Below are 25061 nucleotides of genomic sequence, written 5' to 3' on the forward strand. Positions count from 1 at the left end.
TCGGCCAGCCGGCGGTGAGGGTCAGCCGAGGATGCCGCGCTGGTAGGCGACCGCCACGGCGGCCGCGCGGTCGCGGACCCCGAGCTTGTTGTACAGGTGGATCAGGTGGGTCTTGATCGTGGCCTCGCTGACGAGCAGCGCGCGGGCGGCGGCCTGGTTCGTGGCGCCGGCCGCGACGAGGCGCAGCACGTCGAGCTCGCGGGGGCTCAGACCGCCGGGTTCGCGGGCGCCGACCCGGCCCATCAGGGTGCCCGCGACCGACGGGGCGAGCACCGGCTGGCCGGCGTCGGCGGCGCGGACCGCCCGGATCAGCTCGTCGCGCCGCGCGTCCTTGAGCAGGTAGCCGGTGGCGCCCGCCTCGATCGCGGCGACGACGTCACGGTCGGTGTCGAAGGTCGTCAGGACCAGCACCCGGGCCGGATGGTTGCGTTCGCGCAGCCGGGTGATCGCCTCGACGCCGCTGGTCCCGGGCATCCGCAGGTCCATGAGGATCACGTCGACCTCGACGGTCTCGGCGACCCGGACGGCATCAAGGCCGTCGGCGGCCTCGGCGACGACCTCGAAGTCCGGGTCGCCGGCGAACACGCCCCGCAGGCCGTCGCGCACGATCGGATGGTCGTCGACGATCAGCAGCCGGATCGGCCCCGCCTGGGCGCGGCTCACCGGGCCACCTCTACCGACGCCGTCTCGCGTGCCGCTCCCCCGGTGCCCGGTGTCGCCTCGGCCGGTGTCGGCGTCAGCGGGAACACGGCGTTGACGGTGGTGCCGTCGCCGGGCGCGGACTCGATGCTCAGCGTCCCCGCGACGGACTCGGCGCGCCGGCGCATCCCGGTCACGCCGAACCGGGCCGGCGGCGCGCCCGCGCCCGGATGGAAGCCGGCCCCGTCGTCGGCGACGTCCAGCAGAAGCGTGTCGTCAAGGTAGCTGAGCGTGACTCGGGCGCGGGTGGCGTGGGCGTGCCTGGCCACGTTCGCGAGTGCCTCCTGCGCGATGCGGAACACCGCCATCTCCGTCTCCGCGGGGGCCCGGACCGGCACGCCCGTGGTCACGGCCTCGGCGGGGACCTGGGTGCGCCGTGACCAGTCCCGGGCGAGGTCGGCGAGCGCGTCGGACAGGCTGGCCTGCTCGAGCTGCTCGGGGCGCAGCGCCCGCACCGAGCGGCGGGCCTCGGTGAGGTTCGCGCGGGCGAGCCCGTCGGCGAGCTCGATGTGGCGGGACCACTCGGCCGGGTCGGCGTGCGCGCGCCGCGCCGCCTCCAGCTGGGTGAGGATCCCGGCGAGGCCCTGGGCGAGGGTGTCGTGGATCTCGCCGGCGAGCCGGCCGCGTTCCTCGGCGACGCCGGCCTCGCGGGCCTGGGTCAGCAGCTGCGCGTGCAGGCCGGCGTTCTCGTCCATCGACGCCTGGAGCTGGCGGTTCGTCTCGGCCAGCTCGGCGATCATCCGGCCGCGTTCGGTGTTCTGTTCCATGACGCGGTTGGTCAGGTTGACCATGAGGAGCACGGCGACGACGTTGAACGCCGCCATGATCAGGTAGGTGACGGTGTGGGCGTTCGAGCCGTTCGGGTAGCCGGCGGCCTGGGAGGCTGCCGACACGAGCGCGACGGCGACGAACCCGACCCGCCGGGCGTGGCCGCCCAGCTCGTCGGCGAGGAAGTAGCCGGTGAACGCGAAGACGCCGTACCAGGGGTTCAGCCAGACCAGCGTCGCCGCCAGCGTGAGGTGCACGCCGAACACCAGCCAGCGCGACCGCGGGGGCACACCGGTCACCGGGTAGCGGATCAGCCCGGTCGACCAGAGAGCGGCGACGGCGACCACCGCGACGCCGATCTCGACCCGGGTGTGCTGGGTGCGCACGGCCGGCAGCGTGATCACGGCCAGCAGGGTCGAGATGGCGAGCATCGGCAGCATCAGCAGCCGGGCGAGGCGGTCTGAGCGTTCCTGCCAGGTCACCTCGCCGGTCTGCCCCGCGGCCCCGCACCCCAGCGCGGCCCCCGGGCCGACGGCCCGCTCGGGGAGGTGGACGCCTCTCATGACGGTCATCGTGTCACTGCCAGCGGAAGCGGCGCGCCGCGATCGCGCCACAGACGGCGGCCCAGCCGACGAGGACCAGCAGCGCGGACGCGGCCGGCCAGTGCCCGTCCAGCGAGCCCCCGACCGCGCGGACCCCGGCGCCGAGCGGGCTGTAGTCGCTGATCGTGCGCAGGACGTGGTTCATCTCGGGGCGCGGGATCCACAGCCCGGCGAAGAAGATCAGCGGGAAGAAGGCCAGCATGCCCGCCGCGTTCGCGGCCCGGCTGTTCGGGACGAGCGCGGTGATCAGCAGGCCGATCCCCAGGGTCGCGGCGGCCACGAGCAGCAGGGAGAGCGCGAAGCCGACGGGCTGGCGGGGCGCCGGCGCGCCGAAACCGATCCCGATCACGAGGATGACCACGTCGATGGCGACGCCGAGCGTCAGGTAGATCAGCGCCTGCGCGCCGAGCAGCCGCGCCGGTGGCACGGGCGTCGTCGCCAGGCGGCGCAGGATGCCCTTCTCCCGGTAGCCGGCGAGCACCTCCGGCAGGAAGTTCACCGACGCCATGACGAACACGTACATCATCAGGATCGGCAGGTACACCTCCAGCCAGCTGCGGCCGTCGAACGAGGCGCTCGGGTGACGGGTCGCGGGCACGGCGCCGAGCACGACGACCGCCGCGATCGGCAGCAGCGCGGTCCACAGGATCGAGCCGACGGACCGGGCGAACAGCAGCGCCTCGACGCGGGCCAGCCGCCAGAACGGGTGACGGCGGGCCGGGACGGTGGCGGTGAGCGACGTCATGGCCTTCTCCTCGGTGGTGGTCGCGGCGGTGGGGTTCATGGCCGGGCCGGCGGCGGGGTGCGGGCGGTGAGCGCGAGGTAGGCGTCGTCGAGGCTGGGCTGCTCGATCCGCAGCCGCCGCGCGAGAACCCCTGTCCTTGCCAGGTGCGCGGTGAGGACCGACAGCGCGTCGTCGTCGCCGACGACGAGCAGCTCCTCGCCGTGGCGGCTGACCGACTCGACGCCGGGCAGAACGGCCAGCTCGTCGGCGCCGAGCGGCCCGGACGGGATGAAGCGGATCCGCTGGCGGGTGCCGAGGCGGGCGGTCAGCGCCGACGGCGAGTCGCAGGCGACGACCTGGCCGGCGTCGATGACGGCGACCCGGTCACAGAGCCGTTCGGCCTCCGCCATGAAGTGGGTGACGAGCAGGATCGTCACGCCCCGGTCGCGGACCGCCGCGATGAGCTCCCAGGTGTCGCGGCGGGCGGCCGGGTCCAGGCCGGTCGTCAGCTCGTCGAGGATCGCGACCTTCGGCGTTCCGACCAGCGCCAACGCGATCGAGAGCCGTTGGCGCTGGCCGCCGGACAGCTTCCCGAACCGGGTGCCGGCCTGCGCGGTGAGGCCGAGGGCGTCGAGCAGCTCGCCCGGGTCGGCCGGCCGCGGGTAGAAGGAGGCGAACAGCTCCAGCGCCTCACCGACCCGTAGGTTCGGCTGCAGCTCGCTGTCCTGCAGCTGGACACCGAGGCTGGCCGTGACCGCGGCCCGGTCCCGGGCCGGGTCGTGGCCGAGTACCCGCACCGCGCCGCCGTCGGGTGTGCGCAGCCCGGCGACGCACTCGACCGTCGTCGTCTTCCCGGCGCCGTTCGGCCCGAGCAGGCCGAAGATCTCCCCTTCCGCCACGGAGAACGAGAGGTCGCGGACCGCGACCCGATCCCCGTAGGCCTTGCGTAGCCGGGTCACCTCGACAACCGTCACCGGTCCGTCCCTTCCCTGCGAGCCCTTGTGCGGACGGCTCTGACGATCTCGCGAGGGCAGGGTGTGCCACATCGCCCCGGCGGCTACATCCCGGCCGCCGTGCGGTGGACGCGGCGCATCCACCGATCGGTCGATGCGGCGCCCTCGTGGGTGGGCTGTCACGATCGGGAGGGCACGGCCGCCTTGGCGGCGCGCCGAGGCGGGGCCGGGAGAAGGGGACGTCGTGGGCGAGGCACCAGAAAACGAGGCCGGCGCGGACGGCGCCGAGGTCCGGGCGGCCGGCGGGGTGGTCTGGCGGCCGGCGGCGGGCGGGGGCGTCGAGATCGTGCTCGTGCACCGGCCCAGGTATGACGACTGGTCGCTGCCCAAGGGCAAGGTCGACGGCGACGAGACGTGGCTGGCGGCGGCGGTCCGGGAGGTCGACGAGGAGACCGGGCTCGCCGTCGAGGTCGGGGTCCTGCTCGGTGACGTGACGTACCCCGTCCGCCGGCACGGGTCGGCGGACTCGCCGCCGGCGACGAAGGTCGTGCGGTACTGGGCGCTGCGCGTCACCGGGGGTGCGTTCACGCCGAACGACGAGGTCGACGAGCTGCGCTGGCTCCCGCCGGAGCAGGCAGCGGGGCTGCTGTCCTACGACCTCGACCGCGACGTCGTGGACCGGTTCCTCGCCCGCGGGAGCGGGGCCGTCGAGGAAGGGCCGGGCGGGGGCGCGTGACCGGGCCGGGGGCGGGTGGGCCGCCGTTCGTCGACGAGCACGACGTGTTCGTCGCCGCGCCGGCCGCCGCCGTCTGGGACGTCCTGGTCGCGCCGCCGCGGCGACGGCCCGGCGGTGCCCTGCTGACCCGGGCGCTACGGCTCTCGGACCCCGAGGCGCCCCGGCCGGGGTTCGCGGTCGCCGAGTCCGACCCGCCGCGCCGGCTGCTGTTCGCCGGGCATCACCGGTTCTCCGACTACACGCTGGAGTGGCGGCTTTCGGCGCGCGACGGCGGGACGGTCCTCGCGGCCAGGACCTGCGCCGCGTTCCCCGGCTGGCGCGGTCGGGTCTACCGCGCCCTGGTCATCGGTTCCGGTGGTCACCGTGTCGTCATGCGGCGCTGGCTGCGCGCGCTGCGCGACCAGGCCGAACGCGCCCCGGCGGACCGGAACACGCCCCATGACTGACGTGATCATCGCCGGGGGCGGGCCGACCGGTCTGATGCTGGCCGCCGAGCTGCGGCTCCACGGCGTGCGCGTCGTCGTCGTGGAGCGGGACGCCGTGCCGACGAGCCGGGCCCGGTCGCTCGGCCTGCACGCCCGCGGTGTCGAGGTGCTCGACGCCCGTGGCCTGCTGGACCGGCTCCTGCCCCACGGCACGCGCCACCCGCTGCGCACCTCGTTCGCCGGCCTCGTCCGGCCGGCGCCGGGCGTCCTGGACACCGCCCACCCGTACCTTCTCGGGATCCCGCAGCCGTCCGTCGAACGGATGCTGACCGAGCACGCCACCAGCCTGGGCGCCGACCTGCGCCGGGGCAGCGCACTCGTCGCGCTCAGCCAGAACGACGAGCGGGTGACCGCCGAGCTCGCCGACGGCACCCGGCTGGCGGCCCGCTACCTGGTCGGCTGCGACGGCGGCCGCAGCACGGTCCGGAAACTGGCCGGTATCGCGTTCCCCGGCGAGCCGGCCCGCCGCGAGACGCTGCTCGGCGAGGTGGAGATCGCCGTCCCCGAGCAGACCCTGATGGCCGTCGTGACCGAGGTCTACAAGACCCACAAGAACTTCGGCGCCGTGCCCCTCGGGAACGGGCTGTACCGCCTCGGCGCGCCCGCCGCCGGCCTCGCCGAGGACCCCACGGTCCCGCCGACTCTCGACGAGCTGAAAGCACAGGTCCGGGCCCTGGCCGGCACCGACTTCGGCGCGCACTCGCCGCGGTCGCTGTCCCGGTTCGGTGACGCCACCAGGCTCGCCGAGCGGTACCGGGCCGGCCGGGTGCTGCTGGCCGGCGACGCGGCGCACATCCACCCGCCGAACGGCGGGCAGGGCCTCAGCCTCGGCCTCCAGGACGCGTTCAACCTCGGCTGGAAACTCGCCGCCGAGATCAACGGCTGGGCGCCCGAGGGGCTGCTGGACAGCTACCACGCCGAACGCCACCCGGTCGCCGCCGCCGTGCTCGACAACACCCGCGCGCAGGTCGAGCTGACCTCGCTGGAGCCGGGCCCCCAGGCGGTCCGGCGGCTGCTGGCGGAGCTGATGGACTTCGACGCCGTGAACCGCCGCCTGATCGAGAAGATCACCGGGATCGGGGTCCGTTACGACCTCGGCGCTGGTCATGAGCTGCTCGGGCGGCGGCTGCGCGACATCGCGCTGAGGAGCGGCCGTCTCTACGCGTTGACGCACGCGGGCCGGGGCCTGCTGCTCGACCAGACCGGGCGGCTGTCGGTGGCCGGCTGGGCGGATCGGGTCGACCACGTCGTCGACGTCAGCGACGAGCTGGACGTACCCGCCGTGCTGCTGCGGCCGGACGGCCACGTCGCGTGGGTCGGCGACGACCAGGACGACCTGGGCGAACGGCTGTCCACCTGGTTCGGCGCGGCCCGCTGAGCGGCAGGTCTCCCAGTGGGGCGACGGGTGGTCAAAGCGCCTTGACGTACTCGCGGCGCGTGGACGAGATGGTGTTTACCTCGTACGGGGTTGCTGTGCCGGTCGGTACGAAGCCGCCTCGATCGAGGAAGGTCTGGCCCGGCTGTCCGAATGTTTCGATCAGGCCGGTCACGGCGTGCGTGCACTGCGGTTGTCGGCTCGCGGCGAGCTTTACCGAGAATTCGAGCAAATAGGTGCCCAGGCCCTGGTGTTGGCACTCGGGATCCACGAGAACGTAACCGATGTAGCACTGGCTCTGCTCCGGAAACCTCAGGATCAGGTCGGAGTAGCCGACGAGGCGACCGTCGGCGTCGAAGGCGCCTATGGGGAGCTTGTCATCCGGTGTGGAGGACGGCGGGCGGGCGATGAGGGTGCTGTGCGCCTCGGCGGGACCTGGCGGAAATCCGATCGTCTTCTCGCAGTACGAAGGCAACAATTCGAAAAGCCGCTGGAGGTTCGTGACGTCCTCGTCCGAGGCGAGTGCCCGCGCATGCGTCACGCGGCCGTCGCCGAGACTGAACGCCCAGTTCGGCTCCTGGATTCTCACCGATTCAGGCTACAGTCGCGCGCGTGTCCAGATACGGCACTAGTCGGACGCGGTGAACGCGCCGTCGGTGAGGACCGGGACGGCCTGGTCGACGTCGAGCGCGGCGGCGGCGGCGATGTCGTCGTCCCAGCCGAGGGCCAGCAGCTCCCGGCCGGACGCCGACGCGCGCAGGTCGGCGTGCAGGTCCGGTTCGGCGGCGAGGAACGCCGCCATCGCCGCCCGGGCCTCGGCGGAGAGCCGGTCCCTGGCCAGGCCGGCGGCCCGGACGGTGCGCGCGATGACCGCGCCGGCGCCGAGCAGGTCCTCGACGGCGGGGCGCAGCGGGCCACGGTGCGGGTCGCCGTACACGTCGGGCCAGCGTTCCCCGGAGGCGATCACCACCAGGTGGCCGCCGCCCGCGAGCGCCGCCGCGGCGGCGCGGCCGACCGCGGCCGCGTTGCGCAGGCAGCCGGCCAGCAGCCGGGACACCCCAAGCTCCAGAGCGGCGGCGGACAGGGTCGCGCCGTTCGGGGACGGCAGGACCAGGCGGGTACCCGGGGGGATCGCCGCGAGGTCGGTGGGGGACAGCGACCACGGGGCGTCCGGGTCCTCGCGGCGGCCCCCGAGCAGTGCGCCCCGCTCGGCGGCGAACCGGGCCGCGGCCTGGTCCCGCCAGCGGTGCGGCAGGACGTGGGCGCCGCGGCTGACGGCGACCGACACGGCGGTGGTGAACCGCAGCACGTCGACGATCACGACGACGTCACCGCCGGGCGCGAGCGCGGCGAGGTCGTCGGGGCCCCAGCCGAACCGGACCGCGAACGGCGCCTGGTCGGTGAACGCGCCCACCCGTTCATGATGCGCGCCGCACCGGCCGTCACGCCCGGTTCGCCGGGAACGTGGGCGCCGCTACGGTCCGCACGCCGGGGCCAGGCCGTCAGCGGCCGTCCAGGAGGTGGCGCAGGTAGCGGTCGGGGGCGGCGAGGAAGTCGCGGGTCATCCGGACCGGCAGCGCGTCGTCGTAGCCGACCGGCCCTATCGCGCCGTCGGCGTCGATCTCGTAGATCGTGGCACCGGGCAGCGCGAGCAGCACCGGCGAGTGGGTGGCGACGATCAGCTGGCAGCCGGCGGCGGCCAGGTCCGCGAACCGGGCCAGCAGCGCCATCGCGCCGCGGACCGACAGGGCGGCCTCCGGCTCGTCGAGGATGTACAGCCCGTCGGGGCCGAACCGGTGGGTGGCCAGGTCGAGGAACGACTCGCCATGGGACCGCTCGTGCGGCGACACCCCGCCGTAGGAGTCCAGCAGCCGCGTCGGCCCGTCGCTGTCGAGGCGTTCGATCTCGCTGGCGACGTTGTAGTACGACTCGGCGCGCAGGAAGAACCCGGTGCGTGGCTTGCGGGCCTCCCAGCTGAGAACCAGGTGGTCGCCGAGCGGGGACTCGGTGGCGCGGGTCGCGAACCGGAAGTTCTGGCTGCCGCCCTCGGGGTTGAACCCGGCCGCGACGGCCAGCGCCTCGACGAGCGTCGACTTGCCGGTGCCGTTCTCCCCCACCAGGAACGTCACGCCGGCGCCGAGGCGCAGCCCGTCGCCGCGGGCCAGCCACGCGACCGCGGGCAGGCTGAACGGGTAGCCGCCCGCGCCGGACGGAGCCGGCAGCCGTACCTCCCGGATGAAACGCCGTTGCGTCGCCACCCCCTGATCCTCCCGGCGCGCGGTGCCGGGTGGTCACGACGACCCACCCAGACCAGATACACAGCCGCACCTGCACAGGTGGAACTGGACAGTCTGGACTGTCGGTTTTAGGGTGGCGTCCGTGGCTGAGACGCTCAGAGACGACGGCACCGGCCAGCCGGACGGCGAGGCCACGGACGCGGCGCTCGCCGCGTCCGCCGTGACGGCGGCGCGGGACGTGCGGGTCGTGATCGGCCGGCTGCGCCGCCGGCTGCGCGAGGTCGCCGACGGCACCGCGGGTGGTGACCTGTCCCCCTCCCAGGCCTCCGTGCTCGCCCAGCTGTCCAGGGTCGGCGCGGGCACCGCCAGCGGGCTCGCGGCCAGCGAGCGGATCCGGCCGCAGTCGATGGCCGCGACCCTCGCGGCGCTCGACGCGGCCGGGCTGATCCGCCGCGACCCGGACCCGACCGACGGGCGCCGCCAGCTCGTCACCCTCACCGAGGCCGGCGTGGCCCGCGCCGAGGGCAACAAGAACGCCCGCCACGAGTGGCTCAACCGGGCGCTGCACGACCACTACACCGAGGCCGAACGCCAGACCGTCATCGAGGCGATGGCCCTGCTCGACCGGCTGGCCCAGCTCTGACCGACCCGCGGCCGTCCCTACCCCCTGGAGGGTTTTCATGACCGTCACCCGCACCGCGACCCTGGAGCCGCTCGCGACGAGCCACGCCTGATGGCCGCCCCGTACACGGCTACCCCGAACAACGCAGCCTCCGCGCCGGCTCGGACCGCGCCCGATCCGTACCGGTGGGTCGCGCTGACGAACACGACCGCCGCGGTGTTCATGTCGGCGCTCGACGGGTCGATCGTGCTCATCGCCCTGCCGGCGATCTTCCGCGGCGTGCACCTGGACCCGCTGGCGCCCGGGAACATCGCCTTCCTGCTGTGGATGATCATGGGTTACCGGCTGGTGCAGGCGGTGCTCGTCGTCACCGTCGGCCGGCTCGGGGACATGTACGGCCGGGTCAAGCTCTACAACGCCGGGTTCGCCGTGTTCACCGTCGCGTCCGTGCTGCTGTCGTTCGACCCGTTCGACAAGGCCCACGGGGCGATGTGGCTGATCGTCTGGCGGCTGCTGCAGGCCGTCGGCGGGTCGATGCTGACGGCGAACTCGGCGGCGATCCTCACCGACGCGTTCCCCGCCGAACGGCGCGGGTTCGCCCTCGGCGTCAACCAGGTCGCCGCCCTGGCCGGCCAGTTCGTCGGCCTCGTCGCCGGCGGGCTGCTCACCGCCTGGGACTGGCGGGCCGTGTTCTGGATCAACGTCCCTGTCGGGATCTTCGGCACGGTCTGGGCGTACGCGAAGCTGCGCGAGACCTCGGCCCGTGGCGGCGGCCGGATCGACTGGTGGGGCAACGTCACCTTCGGGGTCGGCCTGTCCGCGGTCCTCGTCGGCGTCACCTACGGCCTGCAGCCCTACGGCGGGCACACCATGGGCTGGACCCGGCCGCTGGTCGTCGTCCTGATCGCCGGCGGCGCCGCGCTGCTCGTCGCGTTCGCCGTCGCCGAGGGCCGGGTCACGGCGCCGATGATCAACCTGGGGCTGTTCCGCAATCGGGCGTTCGCCGCCGGGAACATCGGGTCGCTGTGCGTGTCGATCGGCCGCGGCGGGATGCAGTTCATCCTGATCATCTGGCTGCAGGGTGTGTGGCTGCCGCTGCACGGCTACGACTTCGCCGACACCCCGCTGTGGGCCGGCATCTTCATGCTGCCGCTGACGTTCGGGTTCCTCGTCGCCGGGCCGGTCTCCGGGATGCTGTCCGACCGGTTCGGCTCCCGGGGGATCGCGTCGGCCGGGGCGATCCTGTTCGGCGGCAGCTTCGTCGGGCTGATGCTGCTGCCCGTCGACTTCTCCTACTGGCCGTTCGCCTCGTTGCTGCTGCTCAACGGCATCGCGTCGGGCATGTTCGCCTCGCCGAACACGTCGTCGATCATGGGTTCGGTGCCGGTCGCGCAGCGCGGGGTGGCGTCCGGGATGCGCGCGACGTTCCAGAACACCGGGACGGCGCTGTCGATCGGGGTGTTCTTCTCGCTGATGGTCGCGGGCCTGGCCGGGAGCCTGCCACGGGCGCTGTCCGGCGGTCTCGCCCGGCAGGGGGTGCCGGCGGACGTCGCCGCGCAGGTCGGGCACCTGCCGCCGGTCGCGTCGCTGTTCGCCGCCCAGCTGGGCTTCAACCCGGTCGAGCACCTGCTGCCGTCGGGGACACTCGCGCGGCTCACCCCCGAGCAGCGGGCCACGGTCACCGGCCACGAGTTCTTCCCCGACCTGATCTCCGGGCCGTTCCACCACGGCCTGGTCATCGTCTTCGCGACGGCCGCGGTCCTCGCCGCCGTCGCCGCGGTGGCGTCACTGCTGCGCGGCGGGCGTCCCGACCCGAGCCCGTCCCTGGCCGCCGGCTCCGGTGTGGCCGCGGCGCAGGAGCCCGGCGAGCCGGCGGCCACCGTCGAGGCGACCGAGGCGCCGTCCCCTTCGTAGCCATCCGAGGGCGAGAACGGGGATCGCGGCCGGCTAGCGTAGGCCGGCCGCGTCCAGGAGGGTCGTCGCGGTGGCGACGGCGAGGCCGTCGAGTGGTCGGGCGAGGACGACGGCGCGGGCGCTGGACCCGTCGTAGACGATCGTGAGCGCGGCGGCCAGGCCGTCGGGGTCGGCGGCGCCGCCGCGGCGGGCCTCGGTGGCGAAGAAGCCGGTGAGGGCCTCCTTGTGCCGGCGGGCGACGACGGCGGCGGGGTGGTCGGAGTCCTTGACCTCGACGGCGGCCGCGACGAACGGGCAGCCGCGGAACTCCGGGTCGCCGCTGGCCGCCTCCAGGGCCGCGAAGACCGCCAGGACCCGTTCGCGCGGCCCGCCCGGGTGGTCGTCGGGCGGCCACATGAGCGCGCGGATCGTGTCGGCCCACTGGTCGAGGCCGGCGGCGATCACCTCGTCCTTGCTGGCGAACAGCTGGTACATCGTGCGCTTGGAGACACCGGCCGCGCGGCACAGCGCGTCGACACCGGTCGCGACGCCCTCCCGGTAGAACAGCGGCCCGGCCGCCGCGACCAGCCGGGCGGCGGGGTCGGAGCGGGCTTCGGGCGCCGTGGCATTGCTCACCCCACGAGCGTAGCCCCAGACCTTGCCGGTGGAAACCGATCGGTTTACCGTCGGGACCGACCACGAAAACCGATCGGTTTCCGGGTGTCGGTGGCGGGAGCCGCCGCGACGGCCCGGGGCAAGGAGCTGGCCATGACCTCTCTCGAAGGCGCCGTCGTGCTCGTCACCGGCGGCAGCCGCGGGCTCGGGCGCGCGTTCGTCGACGCCGCGTTCGACCGGGGCGCCGCCAAGGTCTACGCGACCGCCCGCGACCCGCGCACCGTCACCCACCCGCGGGCGATCCCGCTGGCCCTGGAGGTGACCGACCCGGCCGCCGTCGCCGCGGCGGCGGCCGCGGCCGGTGACGTGACGATCGTGGTGAACAACGCCGGCGGCTACCTCGGCGTGCCGTTCCTCGACGGCGACCTGGCCGACGTCCGCCGCGAGTTCGAGACGAACTTCTACGGCCCGCTGCTCGTCACCCGGGCGTTCGCCCCCGTGCTTGCCGCCAACGGCGGCGGTCATCTGCTGAACGTCGCCTCGGTGCTGTCCTGGTACGCGCAGGGCGGCTCGTACGCGGCGTCGAAGGCCGCCCTGTGGTCGCTGACCCAGTCGCTGCGCGCCGAGCTGCGGCCCCGCGGGATCGCGGTGACCGCCCTGCACGTCGGCTACATCGACACCGACATGGCCGCGAACGTCGACGCCCCGAAGGCCGACCCGCGCGTCGTCGCGGACCTGGCCCTCGACGGCGTCGAGGCCGGCGCGTTCGAGGTCCTCGCCGACGACACGACCCGCCACGTCAAGGCCGCCCTCTCGGCGGACCCGTCGGTCCTCTACCCGGAGCTCGCCGCGTAGCCCGCACCCGGGTCTGGTCGGAGCTCAGCGGACCGTAGCCAGGGTGCTCAGCGTTTGACGCGGTTGCGGACGGCGAGCAGGGAGAAGCCGAGAAACAGCGGTCCCAACAGCCGGGCGGAGATGTCGATGTACCGGCCCGCCGTGGTGAGCTGGTCGTCGGAGTCGCGGAAGATGGCCGCGTTCAGAGCGATCTCGACGGCCATCCCGATCCGGTCGCCGAACTGCGTGGTGGGGTCACGCTGGTGGATCGTCACCGCGATCGGCCGCGGGCCGGACTGGGTGGTCAGCGTGCCGTCGACCTTCAGGTCGACGGCCTGGGCCGGGAATCCCCACACGACGAGCGCGACGATCGTGGCGGCGATGACGAGGGCCAGGCAGCCGAGCGCGCGGCTGGCGCGCAGCGCATAGCCGGAGGTCGCCCAGTAGGCGTTCAACAGCCACCGCTCCAGGCGCCGTCCCCGCCGGGCGGCGGCGCGCCGCATCTCCATCTCGCCGTAGTAGAAGTCGGCCGCCCCGGGCTCGTTCCTGGTCTCCTCGAACGCCTTGCGCAGCTGCCGGTAGAGGACCTGCAGCCGTTCGGGTCCCACGACCTCGACACCTGGCGGCGCGGAGGCCCAGCGTGCGGCGCGCCGGCCCGGCTGGGCGTTTCGCCAGTGGTGTTCCTCGGCGAGGACCTGCCTGTTCCCGGCCGGGTCGGCGGCGAACACGCACTCACCGTCCAGCTTGATCAGGTCCAGCCGCTGGATCCCGGCGAACTGGCATTCGGACAGATCCACATCGGTCATCACCAGCCGCTCGGCGTCCACGCCACGCAGCGCCGTCACCTTCACGCCGTGGGCCTGGCCCGGTCGCCGGCGGCCCTGGATGGCGATCGGCCCGGTGAACACCGACTCCGAAAGATCCACCCGCGCTTCTTCAAGGTTCAGCGCCATCCGGCCCGGTACGCGCATCCCCGTGCCAGCGAGAGCGCCGACGGCGCCCTCGACCAGAAGCTCCCCCTGCACCTCACACCTGGTGAAGTCCAGCGACCCGGCAGCGCCCGACAGGCGTAAGACCCTGTTGACTTTCGTGTCCTCGAAGACGGCTCCCTGCTGGAAGGCCGTGTCCTGGAAGAAGGCGTTCTCGCGGAAGGCCGTGCGACGAAAGATCGCGTCCTGGGCGAACGTCGCGCCGCCGAACCAGGCTTCGCCGCCGAAGTCCACGGCGGCGAAGTAGGCGCCCTCGACGAAGGTCGCGCCAGCGAAACGCGCCTGGCCGTCGAAGGTGGCCGTGGTGAACACCGCCGGCTCTACGAAAGCCGCGTCGCTGAAGTCGACGTTGCGGAAACGTGGTCCCAGCTGGGTTCCTGGCGAACAGGCCCGCAGGAAACGCTCCAGAAGCCCGCCGGTGAAGGTCACTCCGCCGGCGTTGACGTCGGAACCCGGGCCGAGCGTGGCGAGGTAGGCGTCCAGGTCGGCGGGCGCCAGATGGGCCCAGCAACGGTCGAACGGCGGGTACACCGTGGCGCCGCACGCCCGCCCCGCCTCGGCCGCCGGGTTGAGCGAGGGATGGGAACACGGCGGGAGGCGGGTCTGGATGGGGAAGCCGACCATGTGGCCCACCTTCGGTCCTCATGCGCACGCCGCCGTCCGCCGTCCGCCCGCCCCTCGGGGAAACTACCCGGCGCCCTGATGGCACGGACCCGAACTCGAGACCGCGGCTACCGATCCTTACCGGAACTTATCGTCCGTTGGGGGGCCGGCCCGGGCCGGCGGACGGGTGGGGTCCTGCCCGATTCCGGGCAGGATCCTGGACTTCACCCGGGCCGGGAGGCCATCGTGGGCCGGGTGCCCGCGCCGCTGCCCGCCGACCTCGTCGACCATCTGGTCCGCACGACGGACCTGACGCCCGCCGAGGCGGCCCGGGTGGTCGCCGACGTGCTCGCGTACTACGACGAGTCGCCGCGGGCGTGGGTGCGCCGGCGGCACGGCGAGCTGCGCCGCCAGGGCCTGACCAACGACGCGATCTTCGAGCGGATCGGCCGGGAGCTGCCCGAGCACCGTTTCCGCGCGGAACCGCGCACGCCGCGCCAGCTGCGCCGTGTCGTCTACGGCTGACCGTCCGGAAGGACCGTCCGGCCAGAACGGAGCTGTCCATGTGCGGCATCGTCGCCTACGTCGGTCGCCGGCCGGCCGTCCCGCTCGTCGTCGACGGGCTGCGCCGGCTGGAGTACCGCGGCTACGACTCGGCGGGCCTCGCGATCCCGTCCAAGGACGGCGGGCTGACCGTCCACCGGGCCGCCGGCCGGGTCGACGAGCTGGCCGCCCGGCTGCCGAAACGCCTCGCCGCGACGACCGCGATCGCGCACACCCGGTGGGCGACGCACGGCGCGCCGAGTGACCGCAACGCCCACCCGCACCTGGACGCGGCGGGCCGGGTCGCGCTCGTCCACAACGGCATCATCGAGAACGCCGACCAGCTGCGGGCGAAGCTCGCCGCCGACGGCGTCGTCATGGCCTCCGACACGGACACCGAGGTGCTCGCGCACCTGATCGGCCGGGAGCTCGCGGCCGGCGAGACCGACCTGGCGAACGCGGTCCGGGTCGCGCTCGACCAGATCGCCGGCACCTACGGGATCGCCGTCCTCGACGCGGCGAACCCCGGCGAGGTCGTCGTCGCCCGCAACGGCAGCCCGCTGCTGCTCGGCGTCGGCGAACGCGAGGTGCTGGCCGCCTCCGACCTCTCCGCGCTGGTCGCGCACACCCGCCAGGTCGTGCACCTGGAGGACGGCGACCTCGCGACGCTGCGGGCCGGCGGCTACGAGGTCAGCCGCGACGGGGCGCTGACCAGCCGGGCGGCCGAGGTCGTCGACGTCGCGCCGATGGCCTACGAGCTCGGCGGCTACCGGCACTGGATGCACAAGGAGATCCACGAGCAGCCCGCCGCCGTCGAACGGGCGATCAGCGGCCGGATCGAGGACCGGTTCGCCACCGCGCACCTCGGCGGCCTGGACCTCTCACCCCGGGACGCCCGCGCGGTCCGGCGCGTCGTCGTCCTCGGCGCCGGGTCGGCCTACCTCGCCGGCCGGCTCGGGGCGCAGCTGATCGAGGAGGTCGCCCGCATCCCGGCCGTCGCGGAACCGGCGGCGGAGTTCCGCTACCGCAACCCGGTGATCGAGCCCGACACGCTCTACGTCGCGGTCAGCCAGTCCGGCGAGACCTACGACACCCTCGCCGCCGTCCAGGAGGTCCAGCGCAAGGGCGGCCGCGTCGTCGGGATCGTCGGGGTCGTCGGCAGCGCGATCGCCCGCGCCGCCGGCAGCGGGATCTACCTGCACGCGGGGCCGGAGGTGTCGGTCACCTCGACGAAGACCTACACCGCGACGGCGGTCTCGTTCGCGCTGCTCGCGCTGCACCTGGGCCGCGTGCGCGACCTGTCCCCCGCCGACGGGCGGCGCCTGCTCGGCGGGCTGCGCGCGCTGCCCGGGCAGATCGCCGAGATCCTCGCGGCCGAGGACGACGTCGCCGCGGTCGCCGCCCGCTGGTCCGCGTACAGCGGGATGCTCTACGTGGGCCGGGTCCGCGGCGCGGTCGTCGCCGCGGAGGGGGCGCTGAAGCTCAAGGAGGTCGCCTACATCCACGCCGAGGCCTACCCCGCGTCCGAGCTCAAGCACGGCCCGCTCGCGCTGGTGTCACCGGAGCGGCCGGTCGTCGTGGTCGTGCCCGACGACGAGCTGCGCGAGAAGAACCTCGGGACGATCGCGGAGATCAAGGCCCGCGACGGCCGGGTCCTCGTCGTCGGCCACGACCGGGCGCTGGCGGCGGTCGCCGACGAGGTGCTGGTGGTGCCGCGCAACGAGCCGGAGCTCGACCCGATCCTGCTCGGCATCCCGCTGCAGCTGTTCGCCTACCACGCCGCCGTCACGCTCGGCCACGACGTCGACCGCCCGCGCAACCTCGCCAAGTCGGTCACCGTCGAGTAGCGGGTCACGGGCCGCCCACGCCGGGGGCCCGCACTGGCGGGCCCCCGGCGTGGAGACAGGCTCAGCGGACGGAGAGCTTCGCGCCCTGGCGGGCCAGCTGCGCGCCGAGCGCCGCCTTCGGCTTCGAACCCTGGCGGAACGTGACCGTGACGGCGTTGCCCGCGGCCGTCGAGCCGTTCGGTCCGACGACGACCCGCACGGTGCCCAGGTTCGCGGGCCGGTTCGCGTTGGCCGCCCTCAGCGCCGAGATGTCCAGCGTCGTCCCGACCGGGACGGTGACGGTCAGGTGGGTGACCGCCCGGGACCGGACCGGGAACACCCCGACCACGGCGCCGGTCGTCGCGTTGCGGACCAGCACCGCCGTGACCGCCGCCGGGACGGGCTCGACGGTGATGTCGACGCGGACCTCCCGCTGGGCGGGCGCGCCGTGGACCGCGCTGGCCGGCCGCGTCGGCGCGGAGGTGGCCGCGCTCGCCGGCAGCGCCGCGGCACCCACGACGGTCACGCCGGCCAACGTCACGGCAAGGGAACGACGCAGATTCCTGGAAACGCGCACGGGATTTCTCCTCGATATTGTCGGGCTCGTTGGAAGCCGGTTCTCCGGACCCCTTTCCGCGGCCGCGACCGGGATTTGTCGTAAGGCGTTTTCCCAGGTCAGCCGCGTGGCCGTAACGCTAGTGAGTGTTTCTTGGGATGGGCCGTGGGAATCCTGTGCGCGGATAGGGGAACGCTGTGCGCCCGCTGTGCCGGCCGGCGCCACCCCCGCCACCGGCGGCGATCCCGGGGCCGGGCGGGGCGCGTCGCTACGATGGGGGTGTGAGCAGCCGCACGTACCGGGTGACCGTCCGGGGCATGTTCGACCAGCTGACCGAGCCCCAGCGGGCCGAGCTCCTCGCGGCCGCCGCCGAGCACGACGTGTTCCGCGCCGAGTTCACCGAGGCCGGCAACCTCACCTACGACCTCGCGGCCCGCCCGTTCTTCACGTTCCGCTACCTGGTCACCGCGACCGGCGGCGCCGACACGGACCTGGCGGCCGAGCCGGTGTCGGCCGCCGCCGACGGTGCCAGCGCCGCCGCGGCGTGGCTGGCCGAGCGCGGCTACGGCCACAAGAACCTGCGCGCCTCCGCCGACGGCGTCCCCGAGGCCCCGCTGGGCGCCCGCGCCCGCCGCCAGGCCCGCCGCGGCTGATCCCCGTCAGGACACGGTCTTACCGGCGATCACCGAGCCGCACAGCGGGTCGGCCCCCTGGACCAGGTGGAACGAACTGCCCTCGAACCTGGTGAACCACAGGCAGTTGTCCGAGCCGACTCCGCCCTTGCCCCGGTCGGCCATCGCGAAGGACATGGTGTGGCTGCCGAACAGCCCGGCGCCGTCGTAGTCGGAGATGCCGAGCATGGCCGTGATCAGTGAGGCCTGGGTCGGCCTGTCGCCCGCCTTCTTCAGACCGGCCACGAGGGCGTCGACGGAGAGGTACGCGATGTACTCGTTGAGGCCGCCCGGCTCGGTGAACCCGGCGTACTGCCTGAGTGCCGCCTGGAACTTCTCCGTGGCCGGCGTCCCCATCTCGGCGGGCTCGAAGGGCAGCTGGAAGTAGGCGCCCTGGGCGTCGCGCTGGGCGCCGGGACCGGCGTCGAGCAGGTCGGCGCCGTAGCCGCCGGTCAGCAGCGGAGCCTTCAGCGCCGCGCCCTGCTGGCCGAGGCCCTCGATGACGGCGAACGCGGTGTTCTGCTGCAGCAGGAAGATCGCTCCGTCGACCTTCGCGGACTTCATCGCGAGGACCATCGGGCCGACGTCGGTGCTCCCGAGCGGGACCTGCGCGTTGAGATAGCCCGTCTTCAGGCCGGCGGCGGTCGAGGACACCGCGGTCGCCTGGGCGGAGAGCGCGGCGCTGGGGACGACGCCGTAGGCGATCGCCCCGATGGTGGTCGCGCCGACGAGCTTGAAGAACTGGCCCGTGGTGGTCTCGACCTTGGTGTAGTCGGGGTAGCCGAAGACCGAGAACATGTTGCGGCTCGTCAGCCACTCCGGGCCGTCGATGTCGCCGCCGAAGACGGGCACGCCCTTGGCCGTGAGGAACGGCGCGGCGCCGTACCCGAGGTTGGAGATCAGGATGACCGCGAACACGTGGTCCTGGTTGACCAGCTTCTGGGCCGCCGTCCCGGCGCCGGCGGCCGTGGACTGGGTGTCACCGGTGACATACTGGATCTTGTAGCCCTCGGTGCCGGCGACGCCGATGCCGGCCCGGACCGCGGCCAGCACCTTCTTGCCCAGCGCCGACGACGGGCCGGTGATGTCCGTGAGGACACCGATCTTGTAGGTCTTCGTCGTGGTGGCGGTGGCGGCCTTGTCCGAGGAGCCTCCGCAGGCCGTCGCGACCAGTAACAAGGCCGCCAGGAGCACCGTGGCGCGCAGTCTCAGCCGGGTCGGTCCGCGCCTGACGGCGTCGGCGAGGGAGCCAGTGGGCATCTTCTTCTCCTTGTGTCGGATCCGCCGCTGCTGGTCGAACGGCTACGGATGGGCGATCTCGGGCCGAGGCAGCCCGAACTGACCGAGGACCTCGTCGGTGTGCGCGCCGAACCGCGGCGCCGGCCCCCGCGGGTCGACCAGGGGCGGCTCGCTGTGCAGCGGCGAACCGGGCAGGGTGTCGCCGGGCCGGGCCGTCACGAAGAAGCCGCGAGCGCGCAGGTGGTCGTCGGCGAGCAGCTCCGCGGGGCCGAGCACGGCGAACGCCTCCAGCCCGGCGTCCTGCAGCAACGCCGCCGTCCGGTGCTTGTCGCGGGTCGCCGTGTAGCCGGCGATCAGAGCCTCGGCGGCGGCGTCGTCGCGCGGCCCGGTCCTCGCCGCGCGGGCGAGCCCGTCGAGGCCGGTGACCTCCGCCAGGCGTTCCAGGTCCCGCCGGCCGGCCAGCCGGACGGCGATCCACGCGTCGTCCCCGGCGCACCGGAACACACCCTGCACGCCGCCGTGCCTGGAACGGTTGCCGATCCGCGGCGGGTCCTGCCCGGTGAGCGAGGCGGCGAGGATCTCCTCGCCGCACAGGGCGGCGTAGACCTCCAGCTGGGAGACGTCGAACCAGCCGCCCCGCCCGCTCGCGTCGCGGTCACGCAGTCCGCGCAGCGCCGCCAGCGCGCCGGCGAGGCCGCCGGTCGCGTCGGGAAGGGTGTGGCCCAGGCGCAGCGGCTCGCCGCCCGGATAGCCGGTCCGGCCCTCGACCGAGGACGCCGCCTCGATCGTGGGGCCGTAGGAACGCCGCGCCGCCCACGGGCCGCTGGCCCCGAACCCGGACAGTGACACGTAGACCAGTTCGGGATTCAGGGCGCACATCTCGGCCGGGCCGAGGCCGAACGCGGCCATCACCCCGGGCCGGAAGTTCTCGACCAGGAGGTCGGCCTCGGCGGCCAGCCTCCGCGCGGCCGCGCGGCCGGCGGCGGTCTTCAGGTCGAGCAGGACGCTGCGCTTGTTGCGGTTCATCTTGCGGTGGAAGACCCGCATGACCTCCGCGGTGAGATCCTGCGTGGTCCCGCCAGGCTCGGCGCGCGAGCCGGGCCGCTCCACCCAGACGACGTCCGCGCCGAGGTCGGCGAGCCACCGGGTCGCCAGCGGACCGGCCCAGAACGCCGTGAAGTCCAGCACGGTCAGGCCAGACAGGGGAAGCGCCCCGCGGTGGCGCGCACGACCGGCGCGGCGCCGGTCGGACCGGGGCGAGGAGCCGAGGGTCACGCCCGCCGGGACCGGGTCTCCCGGCATCCGCCCGCTGCCGCCCCGACCGGCCGGCTGGCGCCAGAAACCGCGGTGGGCGAGCTGCGGGTTGCGCAGGACCTCGTACGGGCCGACGACCTTCGCCGCGGCCACGCCGTGCTCGACCAGCACGGCCACGGCCTGCTCGGCGGTTCGGGCGCCGAGGAACGTGTCGAGCTCGGTGTCGAGCGCGTCGCGGTGCGCCCACCGGGCGGCCGCGTCGGCGAACCGCTCGTCGGCCGCGAGCTCCGCGCGCCCGACGGCGATGGCCAGCCGGTCGAACTCGGCGTCGGTCACGACGCCGAGCGAGACGTACCCGTCCAGGCACGGTCGGACCACCAGCGGATACACCTCCGTGTACCGGCCGGTGCGCTCCCGGACGATGCCGACGGCCAGCCGCGAGAACGTCGACTGGTGCACGCTCAGCATCGATTCCATCGTGCTGAGGTCGACCCGCTGGGGCTCGCCGGTGCGGGCGCGGTGGCGCAGCGCGGCCTCCGCCGCGATCGCCGCCGTGTAACCGGCGACGTAGCCGCACAGATGCTCCGGACCGATCAGCGGGGGCCGGTCCGGGTCACCGGTGATCCCGAGGTAGCCGCCGGCCGCCCAGTCCGCCAGCGGCCCCCCGCGCCAGGTCCGGTACGGCCCGGTCGTCCCGAAGCTGCTGGTCGTCACCCGCACGCAGCCCGCGGGCAGGTCCTCCACGGTCCAGCCGGCCGGCAGGCCGATGTAGGCGCCCCGGTCGAAGGTCAGGAACACGAGGTCCTCCGCGTCGACGAGCCCGGACGGCGACGCCGGGCACGGTAGGTGCTCCTTCCCGGCGTCGAGGTAGACCCGGAGAAGGTCGTCGCCCGTCGGGACCGGGGGGCCGCCGCCGCGTGGCCTGACGACGCGCAGCCCCGACCCGCCCATCAGCCTCGCCGCGAAGCCGCCGGCGACGTCGACGCTCAGATCCACGACCTTCACGCGACACGACCGGTGAGCGCGCGGCGAGGGCCGCGGGCGGGCCCGTCGGCGCCCGGCCGACCGGACCTCACGGCGCCGACCCGGCCGCACGGTCGCCGAGCGGCCCGTTCAGCTGCTGGAGGACCGCCAGGATCCCGGCCCTGGGCACGGTCGCCAGGTCGGTCGCGATCTGGACCGCCGTCGCCAGCTCCGCGCCGTCGGGCACCGCCCGGTTGGCGAGCCCGATCCGCACGGCCTCCTCGGCGCCGACCCGTCGGCCGGTCAGGAGGAGCTCCTTCGCGACGAGGCGGGACGTCAGCTCGGGCCAGACCAGGCGCAGCGCCGGCGAGGGCGCGAGGCCGTACCGCGCGTGCGGCTCGCTGACATAGGCGGACGCGGCCATCACGACGATGTCGCACATCGCCAACAGGGCGGCCCCGAAGCCGATCGCCGGCCCGTTCACCGCGGCGACCACGGGCAGCTCGCGGCGCAGCATCAACGTCAGCAGGTCCTCGTTGATGGTCGCCAGCTCGTCGGCGAGCCGGTCGTTGCCGGCGGCGAGCTCGCGGACGACGGCGAGGTCGCCGCCGGCGCAGAACGCCGTGCCGGCACCGGTCAGGACGGCGGCGGCGGCGGAGCCGTCCGCGAGGATCGCCCGCAGCGTCTCGAGCAGCCCGCGCTGCATCGCCGGGTCGGCGGCGTTCAGCTTGTCGGGACGGTTCAGCCGCACGACGCGGACCCGGCCGCGGGTCTCGGTCGTGACGCGGTCAGGCGCCATGGGACGGCCCGCCGGCCACGGGGACGGCGCACGGGCCGGCTACTCGGATGAGGGCCGAGGGCGGCACCCACGGGTCGTGATCGCCGCCGTCCGCCGCGTCTGAGCTGTCCTCGCGCTGGGTCACAGATCCTCCCGCTGCTCCTGGCAGCGGGACTGTAATGACGACCAGAACACCCGTCAAGCAGGAACACGAGCATGTACGGGCTACCAAGACACATGTTCGGTCCAGCCGCGCTGATAGCCTGCTGGCGTCCACGGGGTCTCGGCCCGTCGGGCACCGTGCCGTCCGCACCAGCCGAGGGTCTGGAGATGGGACATCGTGACGGCTTCCGCGAAACGCCAGGAGGGCGCGGTCCGCCGACCGCGGCTCGACGGTGTCGAGTTCGACGACCTGTCGACAGGCGCCCAGTTGCGTGAGATCGCGCTGGGCCTCTTCGCCGACCACGGCATTCAGGCCACGTCGATCCGGATGGTGGCCGCGGCCGCCGGCGTGTCCCCCGGCGCGATCCTGCATTACTACCCGTCGAAGAAGGCGCTGGAGTCGGCCGTCCGGGAGGAGGTCCTGCGCCGCGTCTTCCACCGGGCGCAGGCGGTGAGCCCGTCCGACGCCCCGCTCGAGGCGTTGGCGAACCGCTTCCGGGCATACGCCGAGGTGGTGCAGAGCCAGCCCGCGCTCGCCCGCTACATGCGCCGGGTGTTCATCGAGGGCGGCGAGGAGAGCGTCGAGCTGTTCCGGACGCTGGTCGAGGCACTGGGCGCCGAGCACTCGGCCCGGGTCGCCGCCGGCAGGGCCCGGGAGTTCGAGGACCCAGAGGTCGGCATCGCCCTGTACTTCCACCTGGTCAGCGCCCAGGTGCTCATCGGGCCCCTGCTCGAAGCGGTGGTCGGCCTCAACCTCGAAGATCCCGAGGATGTCGCCCGGCTGAACCGTGCGCTGATGGACCTGCTCAGCAGGGCGCTCTTCTCGCAGTAGGCCGGTCCTCGGCCCGACGGCCGTCCGGTCCCGCGCGGTACTTCGCGGCCCCCTGTCAGCTCAGCGGGTGAGGGCGCCGAGGTCGACCGACCGCAGCCGGTCCGGGCCCGACCAGGCGTCGATCGCGACGATCTGGCCCGCGAGGACGGTGAACGCCATGACCGCCGCCGGCTCGCCGCCGACCGTGACGACGACCCCGGTGGTGCCGTTGACCAGCACCGGGTGCAGCGTCGAGCGCGGGTTCGCGAACCGCAGCGCCTGGCGGGCGATCGCGTCGGCGCCGTGGCGGACCCCGCCCGCGGCCGCGGGCGCGCCGGTCGCGGCGCCGACGTCGGCGCGCAGCACGGCGTCCGGCGCGAGCAGCGCCAGCAGCCCGTCGAGGTCACCGCCGCGGGCGGCGGCGAAGAACGCCTCGACGACCGCCCGGCGCCGGGCGTCGTCACCGGCCACCACCCCGTCGCCCCCGTCGCCCCGGGCGTCCCCGGCGGCGCCGCGGACCCGGCGCCGGGCCCGGCTGGCGAGCTGGCGGGCCGCCTGCGGGGACCGGCCGACCATCGGCGCGATCTCGTCGAACGGCACGGCGAACAGGTCGTGCAGCACGAACGCGAGCCGTTCCGGCGGGTCCAGCGTGTCGAGGACGACCAGCAGCGCGACCCCGACCGCGTCGGCCAGCAGCGCCTGCTCCTCGGGGCCGGGCGCCTCGTCGGGCCGGGACACGACCGGATCCGCCAGCGTCAGCTCGGCCGGCTCCTCCCGGCGCGCCGCCCGGGCCCGCAGCGCGTTGAGGCACACCCGGCCGACGACGGTCGTCAGCCAGGCCCGCAGGTTCTCGATCGCGCCGGCGTCCGAGCGGGCCAGCCGCAGCCAGGCCTCCTGCACGGCGTCGTCGGCCTCGGCGCGCGAGCCGAGCATCCGGTAGGCCACCGACCGCAGGTAGGCCCGGTGCTCCTCGAACCGCCCCGCCAGCCACTCCCCGCCGCCGGCCTCCCCCCGGCCGGGCTCTCCAGGACCGGGCTCGGGCGGCAGGGGGCTGGTGGGACTGGTGTGAGGGCGGTCATGGTCGGGCATCGGTCACGTTCCTCCGTCCGGTCGGGTCACCGGACTGACCGTCCACGCCAGGCAGATGTGACCGTGCCTGGCCGGTGCCAGGAGGAGACCCATGCAATCGCGGATGAAGCACCCGGTGTACGTCGTTCCCGCCGCGCTGTCGGCGCTCACCGCCCTCGGTGACGCGGTGAAGGCGACGGGCCTCTCGGAGACGACGATCGAGCTGGTCAACCTGCGGGCCAGCCAGCTCAACGGCTGCGCCTGGTGCCTGAACATGCACGCCGGCGCGCTGCGCAAGGCCGGGCAGAGCGACGAGCGGATCGACACGGTGGCCGGCTGGCGGGACGCGCCGTACTTCACCGACGCCGAGCGGGCCGCGCTGGCCCTCGCCGAGGCGGAGACCCGGCTCGCCGACAGCCCGGACCCGGTCCCCGACGCCGTGTTCGCCGAGGCGGCCCGCCACTTCGACGAGACCCAGCTCGCGGCGCTGATCCTGACCGTCGCCCAGATCAACCTGTGGAACCGGCTCAACGTCACCACCCACCACGTCGCCGGCGCCTACTAGGCCGACGCCGGGCCCTCCGGACCGTCAGGGTCGCGGGTTCGACCCGTCTTCGCGAGATCGAAACGACCAGACGTCTAGCTAAGCCGAGTACTTGACACTGCCAAGTACTCGGCTTAGTTTTTGCCCATGGCACCGGCGCACGATCCGCAGCTCCTCAAGGGCGTCCTGTCGTTGCTGCTGCTCCGGCTGCTCGCCGAGCGCGAGTCCTACGGCTACGAGATCGTCCAGCGGCTGCGCGAACTCGGGCTCTCGGACATCAGCGAGGGCAGCGTGTACCCGGCACTGGCACGCCTGGAACGCGAGGGCCGGGTCCAGACGCGCCTCGTCGCCTCCCGATCCGGCCCGGCCCGCAAGTACTACCGGCCGACCGCGGCCGGTAGTCAGGCCCTGGCGGAAGGCACCGCGAGCTGGCTGTCGTTGGCCGCGGTGGTCCATCCCGTGCTTGTCCGAGGCCTCCCCGACCCATCCCCCGCAACGGAGGACACCTGAG

26 protein-coding genes are annotated in these 25061 nt (G+C 74.1%); 12 read left to right on the plus strand and 14 right to left on the minus strand.

The features are described 5' to 3' along the window. Positions 1-21: 21 nt before the first annotated feature. Genes FRAEUI1C_RS18310 through FRAEUI1C_RS18325 form a run of 4 tightly spaced genes read right to left on the minus strand, consistent with a single transcriptional unit; the run spans position 22 to position 3767 of the window. Positions 22-663: a response regulator gene (locus FRAEUI1C_RS18310; RefSeq protein WP_013424814.1), complete on the minus strand. Its 642-nt coding sequence runs from the start codon at positions 661-663 to the stop codon at positions 22-24. After that, positions 660-2030 (minus strand): sensor histidine kinase, encoded by a 1371-nt coding sequence (locus tag FRAEUI1C_RS18315; protein ID WP_049806940.1) that lies wholly within the window; start codon positions 2028-2030, stop codon positions 660-662. Before FRAEUI1C_RS18315 ends, FRAEUI1C_RS18310 begins: the two co-directional genes overlap by 4 nt. A gap of 13 nt (positions 2031-2043) precedes the next feature. After that, a complete protein-coding gene (locus tag FRAEUI1C_RS18320) occupies positions 2044-2853 on the minus strand; it encodes an ABC transporter permease (RefSeq protein WP_013424816.1) in 810 nt (269 codons plus the stop codon). After that, a complete protein-coding gene (locus tag FRAEUI1C_RS18325; RefSeq protein WP_013424817.1) occupies positions 2850-3767 on the minus strand; it encodes an ABC transporter ATP-binding protein in 918 nt (305 codons plus the stop codon). Before FRAEUI1C_RS18325 ends, FRAEUI1C_RS18320 begins: the two co-directional genes overlap by 4 nt. Before the next feature lie 223 nt (positions 3768-3990). Between FRAEUI1C_RS18325 and FRAEUI1C_RS18330 the strand changes: the two genes are divergently transcribed. The 3 genes from FRAEUI1C_RS18330 to rox are packed head-to-tail and all read left to right on the plus strand — an operon-like array spanning position 3991 to position 6345. Beyond that, the gene (locus FRAEUI1C_RS18330) at positions 3991-4482 is read left to right on the plus strand and encodes an NUDIX hydrolase (protein WP_013424818.1); all 492 of its coding nucleotides are present in this window, start codon (positions 3991-3993) and stop codon (positions 4480-4482) included. After that, positions 4479-4928, plus strand: coding sequence for a hypothetical protein (locus FRAEUI1C_RS18335; protein WP_013424819.1), 450 nt, complete (start codon positions 4479-4481; stop codon positions 4926-4928). The genes FRAEUI1C_RS18330 and FRAEUI1C_RS18335 overlap by 4 nt, the downstream gene beginning before the upstream one ends. Then, entirely contained in the window at positions 4921-6345 is a 1425-nt protein-coding gene (gene rox / locus FRAEUI1C_RS18340; protein ID WP_013424820.1) for a rifampin monooxygenase, read from the plus strand. Before FRAEUI1C_RS18335 ends, rox begins: the two co-directional genes overlap by 8 nt. A gap of 31 nt (positions 6346-6376) precedes the next feature. Here rox and FRAEUI1C_RS18345 read toward each other — a convergent pair whose 3' ends face one another. The 3 genes from FRAEUI1C_RS18345 to FRAEUI1C_RS18355 all read right to left on the minus strand — a co-directional run bounded on the left by FRAEUI1C_RS18345 (position 6377) and on the right by FRAEUI1C_RS18355 (position 8600). Continuing rightward, positions 6377-6931 carry a GNAT family N-acetyltransferase gene (locus tag FRAEUI1C_RS18345; RefSeq protein ID WP_013424821.1) on the minus strand — a complete coding sequence of 185 codons (555 nt, stop codon included), beginning with the start codon at positions 6929-6931 and terminating at the stop codon, positions 6377-6379. A gap of 39 nt (positions 6932-6970) precedes the next feature. Beyond that, positions 6971-7756, minus strand: coding sequence for a 2-phosphosulfolactate phosphatase (locus FRAEUI1C_RS18350; protein WP_013424822.1), 786 nt, complete (start codon positions 7754-7756; stop codon positions 6971-6973). 88 nt (positions 7757-7844) lie between these two features. After that, complete coding sequence (locus tag FRAEUI1C_RS18355; protein ID WP_013424823.1) at positions 7845-8600, minus strand: AAA family ATPase; 756 nt, start codon at positions 8598-8600, stop codon at positions 7845-7847. Positions 8601-8721: 121 nt separating this feature from the next. Between FRAEUI1C_RS18355 and FRAEUI1C_RS18360 the strand changes: the two genes are divergently transcribed. After that, positions 8722-9222, plus strand: a complete 501-nt coding sequence (locus FRAEUI1C_RS18360) for a MarR family winged helix-turn-helix transcriptional regulator (protein ID WP_013424824.1) — start codon at positions 8722-8724, stop codon at positions 9220-9222. A 90-nt stretch (positions 9223-9312) separates the two neighbouring features. Next, positions 9313-11115, plus strand: a complete 1803-nt coding sequence (locus tag FRAEUI1C_RS18365) for an MFS transporter (protein WP_013424825.1) — start codon at positions 9313-9315, stop codon at positions 11113-11115. Between the two features lie 33 nt (positions 11116-11148). Here the strand turns inward: FRAEUI1C_RS18365 and FRAEUI1C_RS18370 are convergent, their stop codons facing one another. Next, positions 11149-11730 (minus strand): TetR/AcrR family transcriptional regulator, encoded by a 582-nt coding sequence (locus FRAEUI1C_RS18370; protein ID WP_013424826.1) that lies wholly within the window; start codon positions 11728-11730, stop codon positions 11149-11151. Positions 11731-11862: 132 nt separating this feature from the next. Between FRAEUI1C_RS18370 and FRAEUI1C_RS18375 the strand changes: the two genes are divergently transcribed. Next, complete coding sequence (locus FRAEUI1C_RS18375; protein ID WP_013424827.1) at positions 11863-12564, plus strand: SDR family oxidoreductase; 702 nt, start codon at positions 11863-11865, stop codon at positions 12562-12564. Positions 12565-12611: 47 nt separating this feature from the next. Here FRAEUI1C_RS18375 and FRAEUI1C_RS18380 read toward each other — a convergent pair whose 3' ends face one another. Beyond that, positions 12612-14156, minus strand: coding sequence for a pentapeptide repeat-containing protein (locus FRAEUI1C_RS18380; RefSeq protein ID WP_013424828.1), 1545 nt, complete (start codon positions 14154-14156; stop codon positions 12612-12614). A 234-nt stretch (positions 14157-14390) separates the two neighbouring features. On the opposite strand from FRAEUI1C_RS18380, the gene FRAEUI1C_RS18385 reads away from it, so the two are divergent. Both FRAEUI1C_RS18385 and glmS read left to right on the plus strand, forming a co-directional pair. Further along, positions 14391-14660, plus strand: a complete 270-nt coding sequence (locus FRAEUI1C_RS18385) for a hypothetical protein (RefSeq protein WP_232425039.1) — start codon at positions 14391-14393, stop codon at positions 14658-14660. Positions 14661-14698: 38 nt separating this feature from the next. Then, on the plus strand, positions 14699-16525 hold the full coding sequence (gene glmS, locus FRAEUI1C_RS18390) for a glutamine--fructose-6-phosphate transaminase (isomerizing) (RefSeq protein ID WP_013424830.1): 1827 nt from the start codon (positions 14699-14701) through the stop codon (positions 16523-16525). A gap of 61 nt (positions 16526-16586) precedes the next feature. Here glmS and FRAEUI1C_RS18395 read toward each other — a convergent pair whose 3' ends face one another. Beyond that, the gene (locus tag FRAEUI1C_RS18395; RefSeq protein ID WP_232425040.1) at positions 16587-17030 is read right to left on the minus strand and encodes a transcriptional regulator; all 444 of its coding nucleotides are present in this window, start codon (positions 17028-17030) and stop codon (positions 16587-16589) included. 311 nt (positions 17031-17341) lie between these two features. Here FRAEUI1C_RS18395 and FRAEUI1C_RS18400 point away from each other — a divergent pair, with 311 nt between their 5' ends. Then, positions 17342-17713, plus strand: coding sequence for a DUF6204 family protein (locus FRAEUI1C_RS18400; RefSeq protein WP_041259473.1), 372 nt, complete (start codon positions 17342-17344; stop codon positions 17711-17713). A 6-nt stretch (positions 17714-17719) separates the two neighbouring features. Here FRAEUI1C_RS18400 and FRAEUI1C_RS18405 read toward each other — a convergent pair whose 3' ends face one another. The 3 genes from FRAEUI1C_RS18405 to FRAEUI1C_RS18415 form a co-directional block, all read right to left on the minus strand. Continuing rightward, positions 17720-18991 (minus strand): ABC transporter substrate-binding protein, encoded by a 1272-nt coding sequence (locus tag FRAEUI1C_RS18405; RefSeq protein ID WP_013424833.1) that lies wholly within the window; start codon positions 18989-18991, stop codon positions 17720-17722. 42 nt (positions 18992-19033) lie between these two features. Next, positions 19034-21220, minus strand: coding sequence for a CaiB/BaiF CoA-transferase family protein (locus FRAEUI1C_RS18410; RefSeq protein ID WP_157734979.1), 2187 nt, complete (start codon positions 21218-21220; stop codon positions 19034-19036). A gap of 76 nt (positions 21221-21296) precedes the next feature. Continuing rightward, the gene (locus FRAEUI1C_RS18415) at positions 21297-21986 is read right to left on the minus strand and encodes an enoyl-CoA hydratase/isomerase family protein (protein WP_013424835.1); all 690 of its coding nucleotides are present in this window, start codon (positions 21984-21986) and stop codon (positions 21297-21299) included. Positions 21987-22305: 319 nt separating this feature from the next. Between FRAEUI1C_RS18415 and FRAEUI1C_RS40235 the strand changes: the two genes are divergently transcribed. After that, on the plus strand, positions 22306-22959 hold the full coding sequence (locus FRAEUI1C_RS40235; RefSeq protein WP_013424837.1) for a TetR/AcrR family transcriptional regulator: 654 nt from the start codon (positions 22306-22308) through the stop codon (positions 22957-22959). A 60-nt stretch (positions 22960-23019) separates the two neighbouring features. Here FRAEUI1C_RS40235 and FRAEUI1C_RS18425 read toward each other — a convergent pair whose 3' ends face one another. Then, complete coding sequence (locus FRAEUI1C_RS18425) at positions 23020-24027, minus strand: sigma-70 family RNA polymerase sigma factor (RefSeq protein WP_013424838.1); 1008 nt, start codon at positions 24025-24027, stop codon at positions 23020-23022. A gap of 91 nt (positions 24028-24118) precedes the next feature. Here FRAEUI1C_RS18425 and FRAEUI1C_RS18430 point away from each other — a divergent pair, with 91 nt between their 5' ends. Together FRAEUI1C_RS18430 and FRAEUI1C_RS18435 are read left to right on the plus strand one after the other, a co-directional pair. Next, positions 24119-24571 carry a carboxymuconolactone decarboxylase family protein gene (locus tag FRAEUI1C_RS18430; protein WP_013424839.1) on the plus strand — a complete coding sequence of 151 codons (453 nt, stop codon included), beginning with the start codon at positions 24119-24121 and terminating at the stop codon, positions 24569-24571. Positions 24572-24697: 126 nt separating this feature from the next. After that, a complete protein-coding gene (locus tag FRAEUI1C_RS18435; protein WP_013424840.1) occupies positions 24698-25060 on the plus strand; it encodes a PadR family transcriptional regulator in 363 nt (120 codons plus the stop codon). The last annotated feature ends 1 nt before the right edge of the window (position 25061 follow it).

This window comes from Pseudofrankia inefficax (assembly GCF_000166135.1).
Lineage (GTDB): Bacteria > Actinomycetota > Actinomycetes > Frankiales > Frankiaceae > Pseudofrankia > Pseudofrankia inefficax.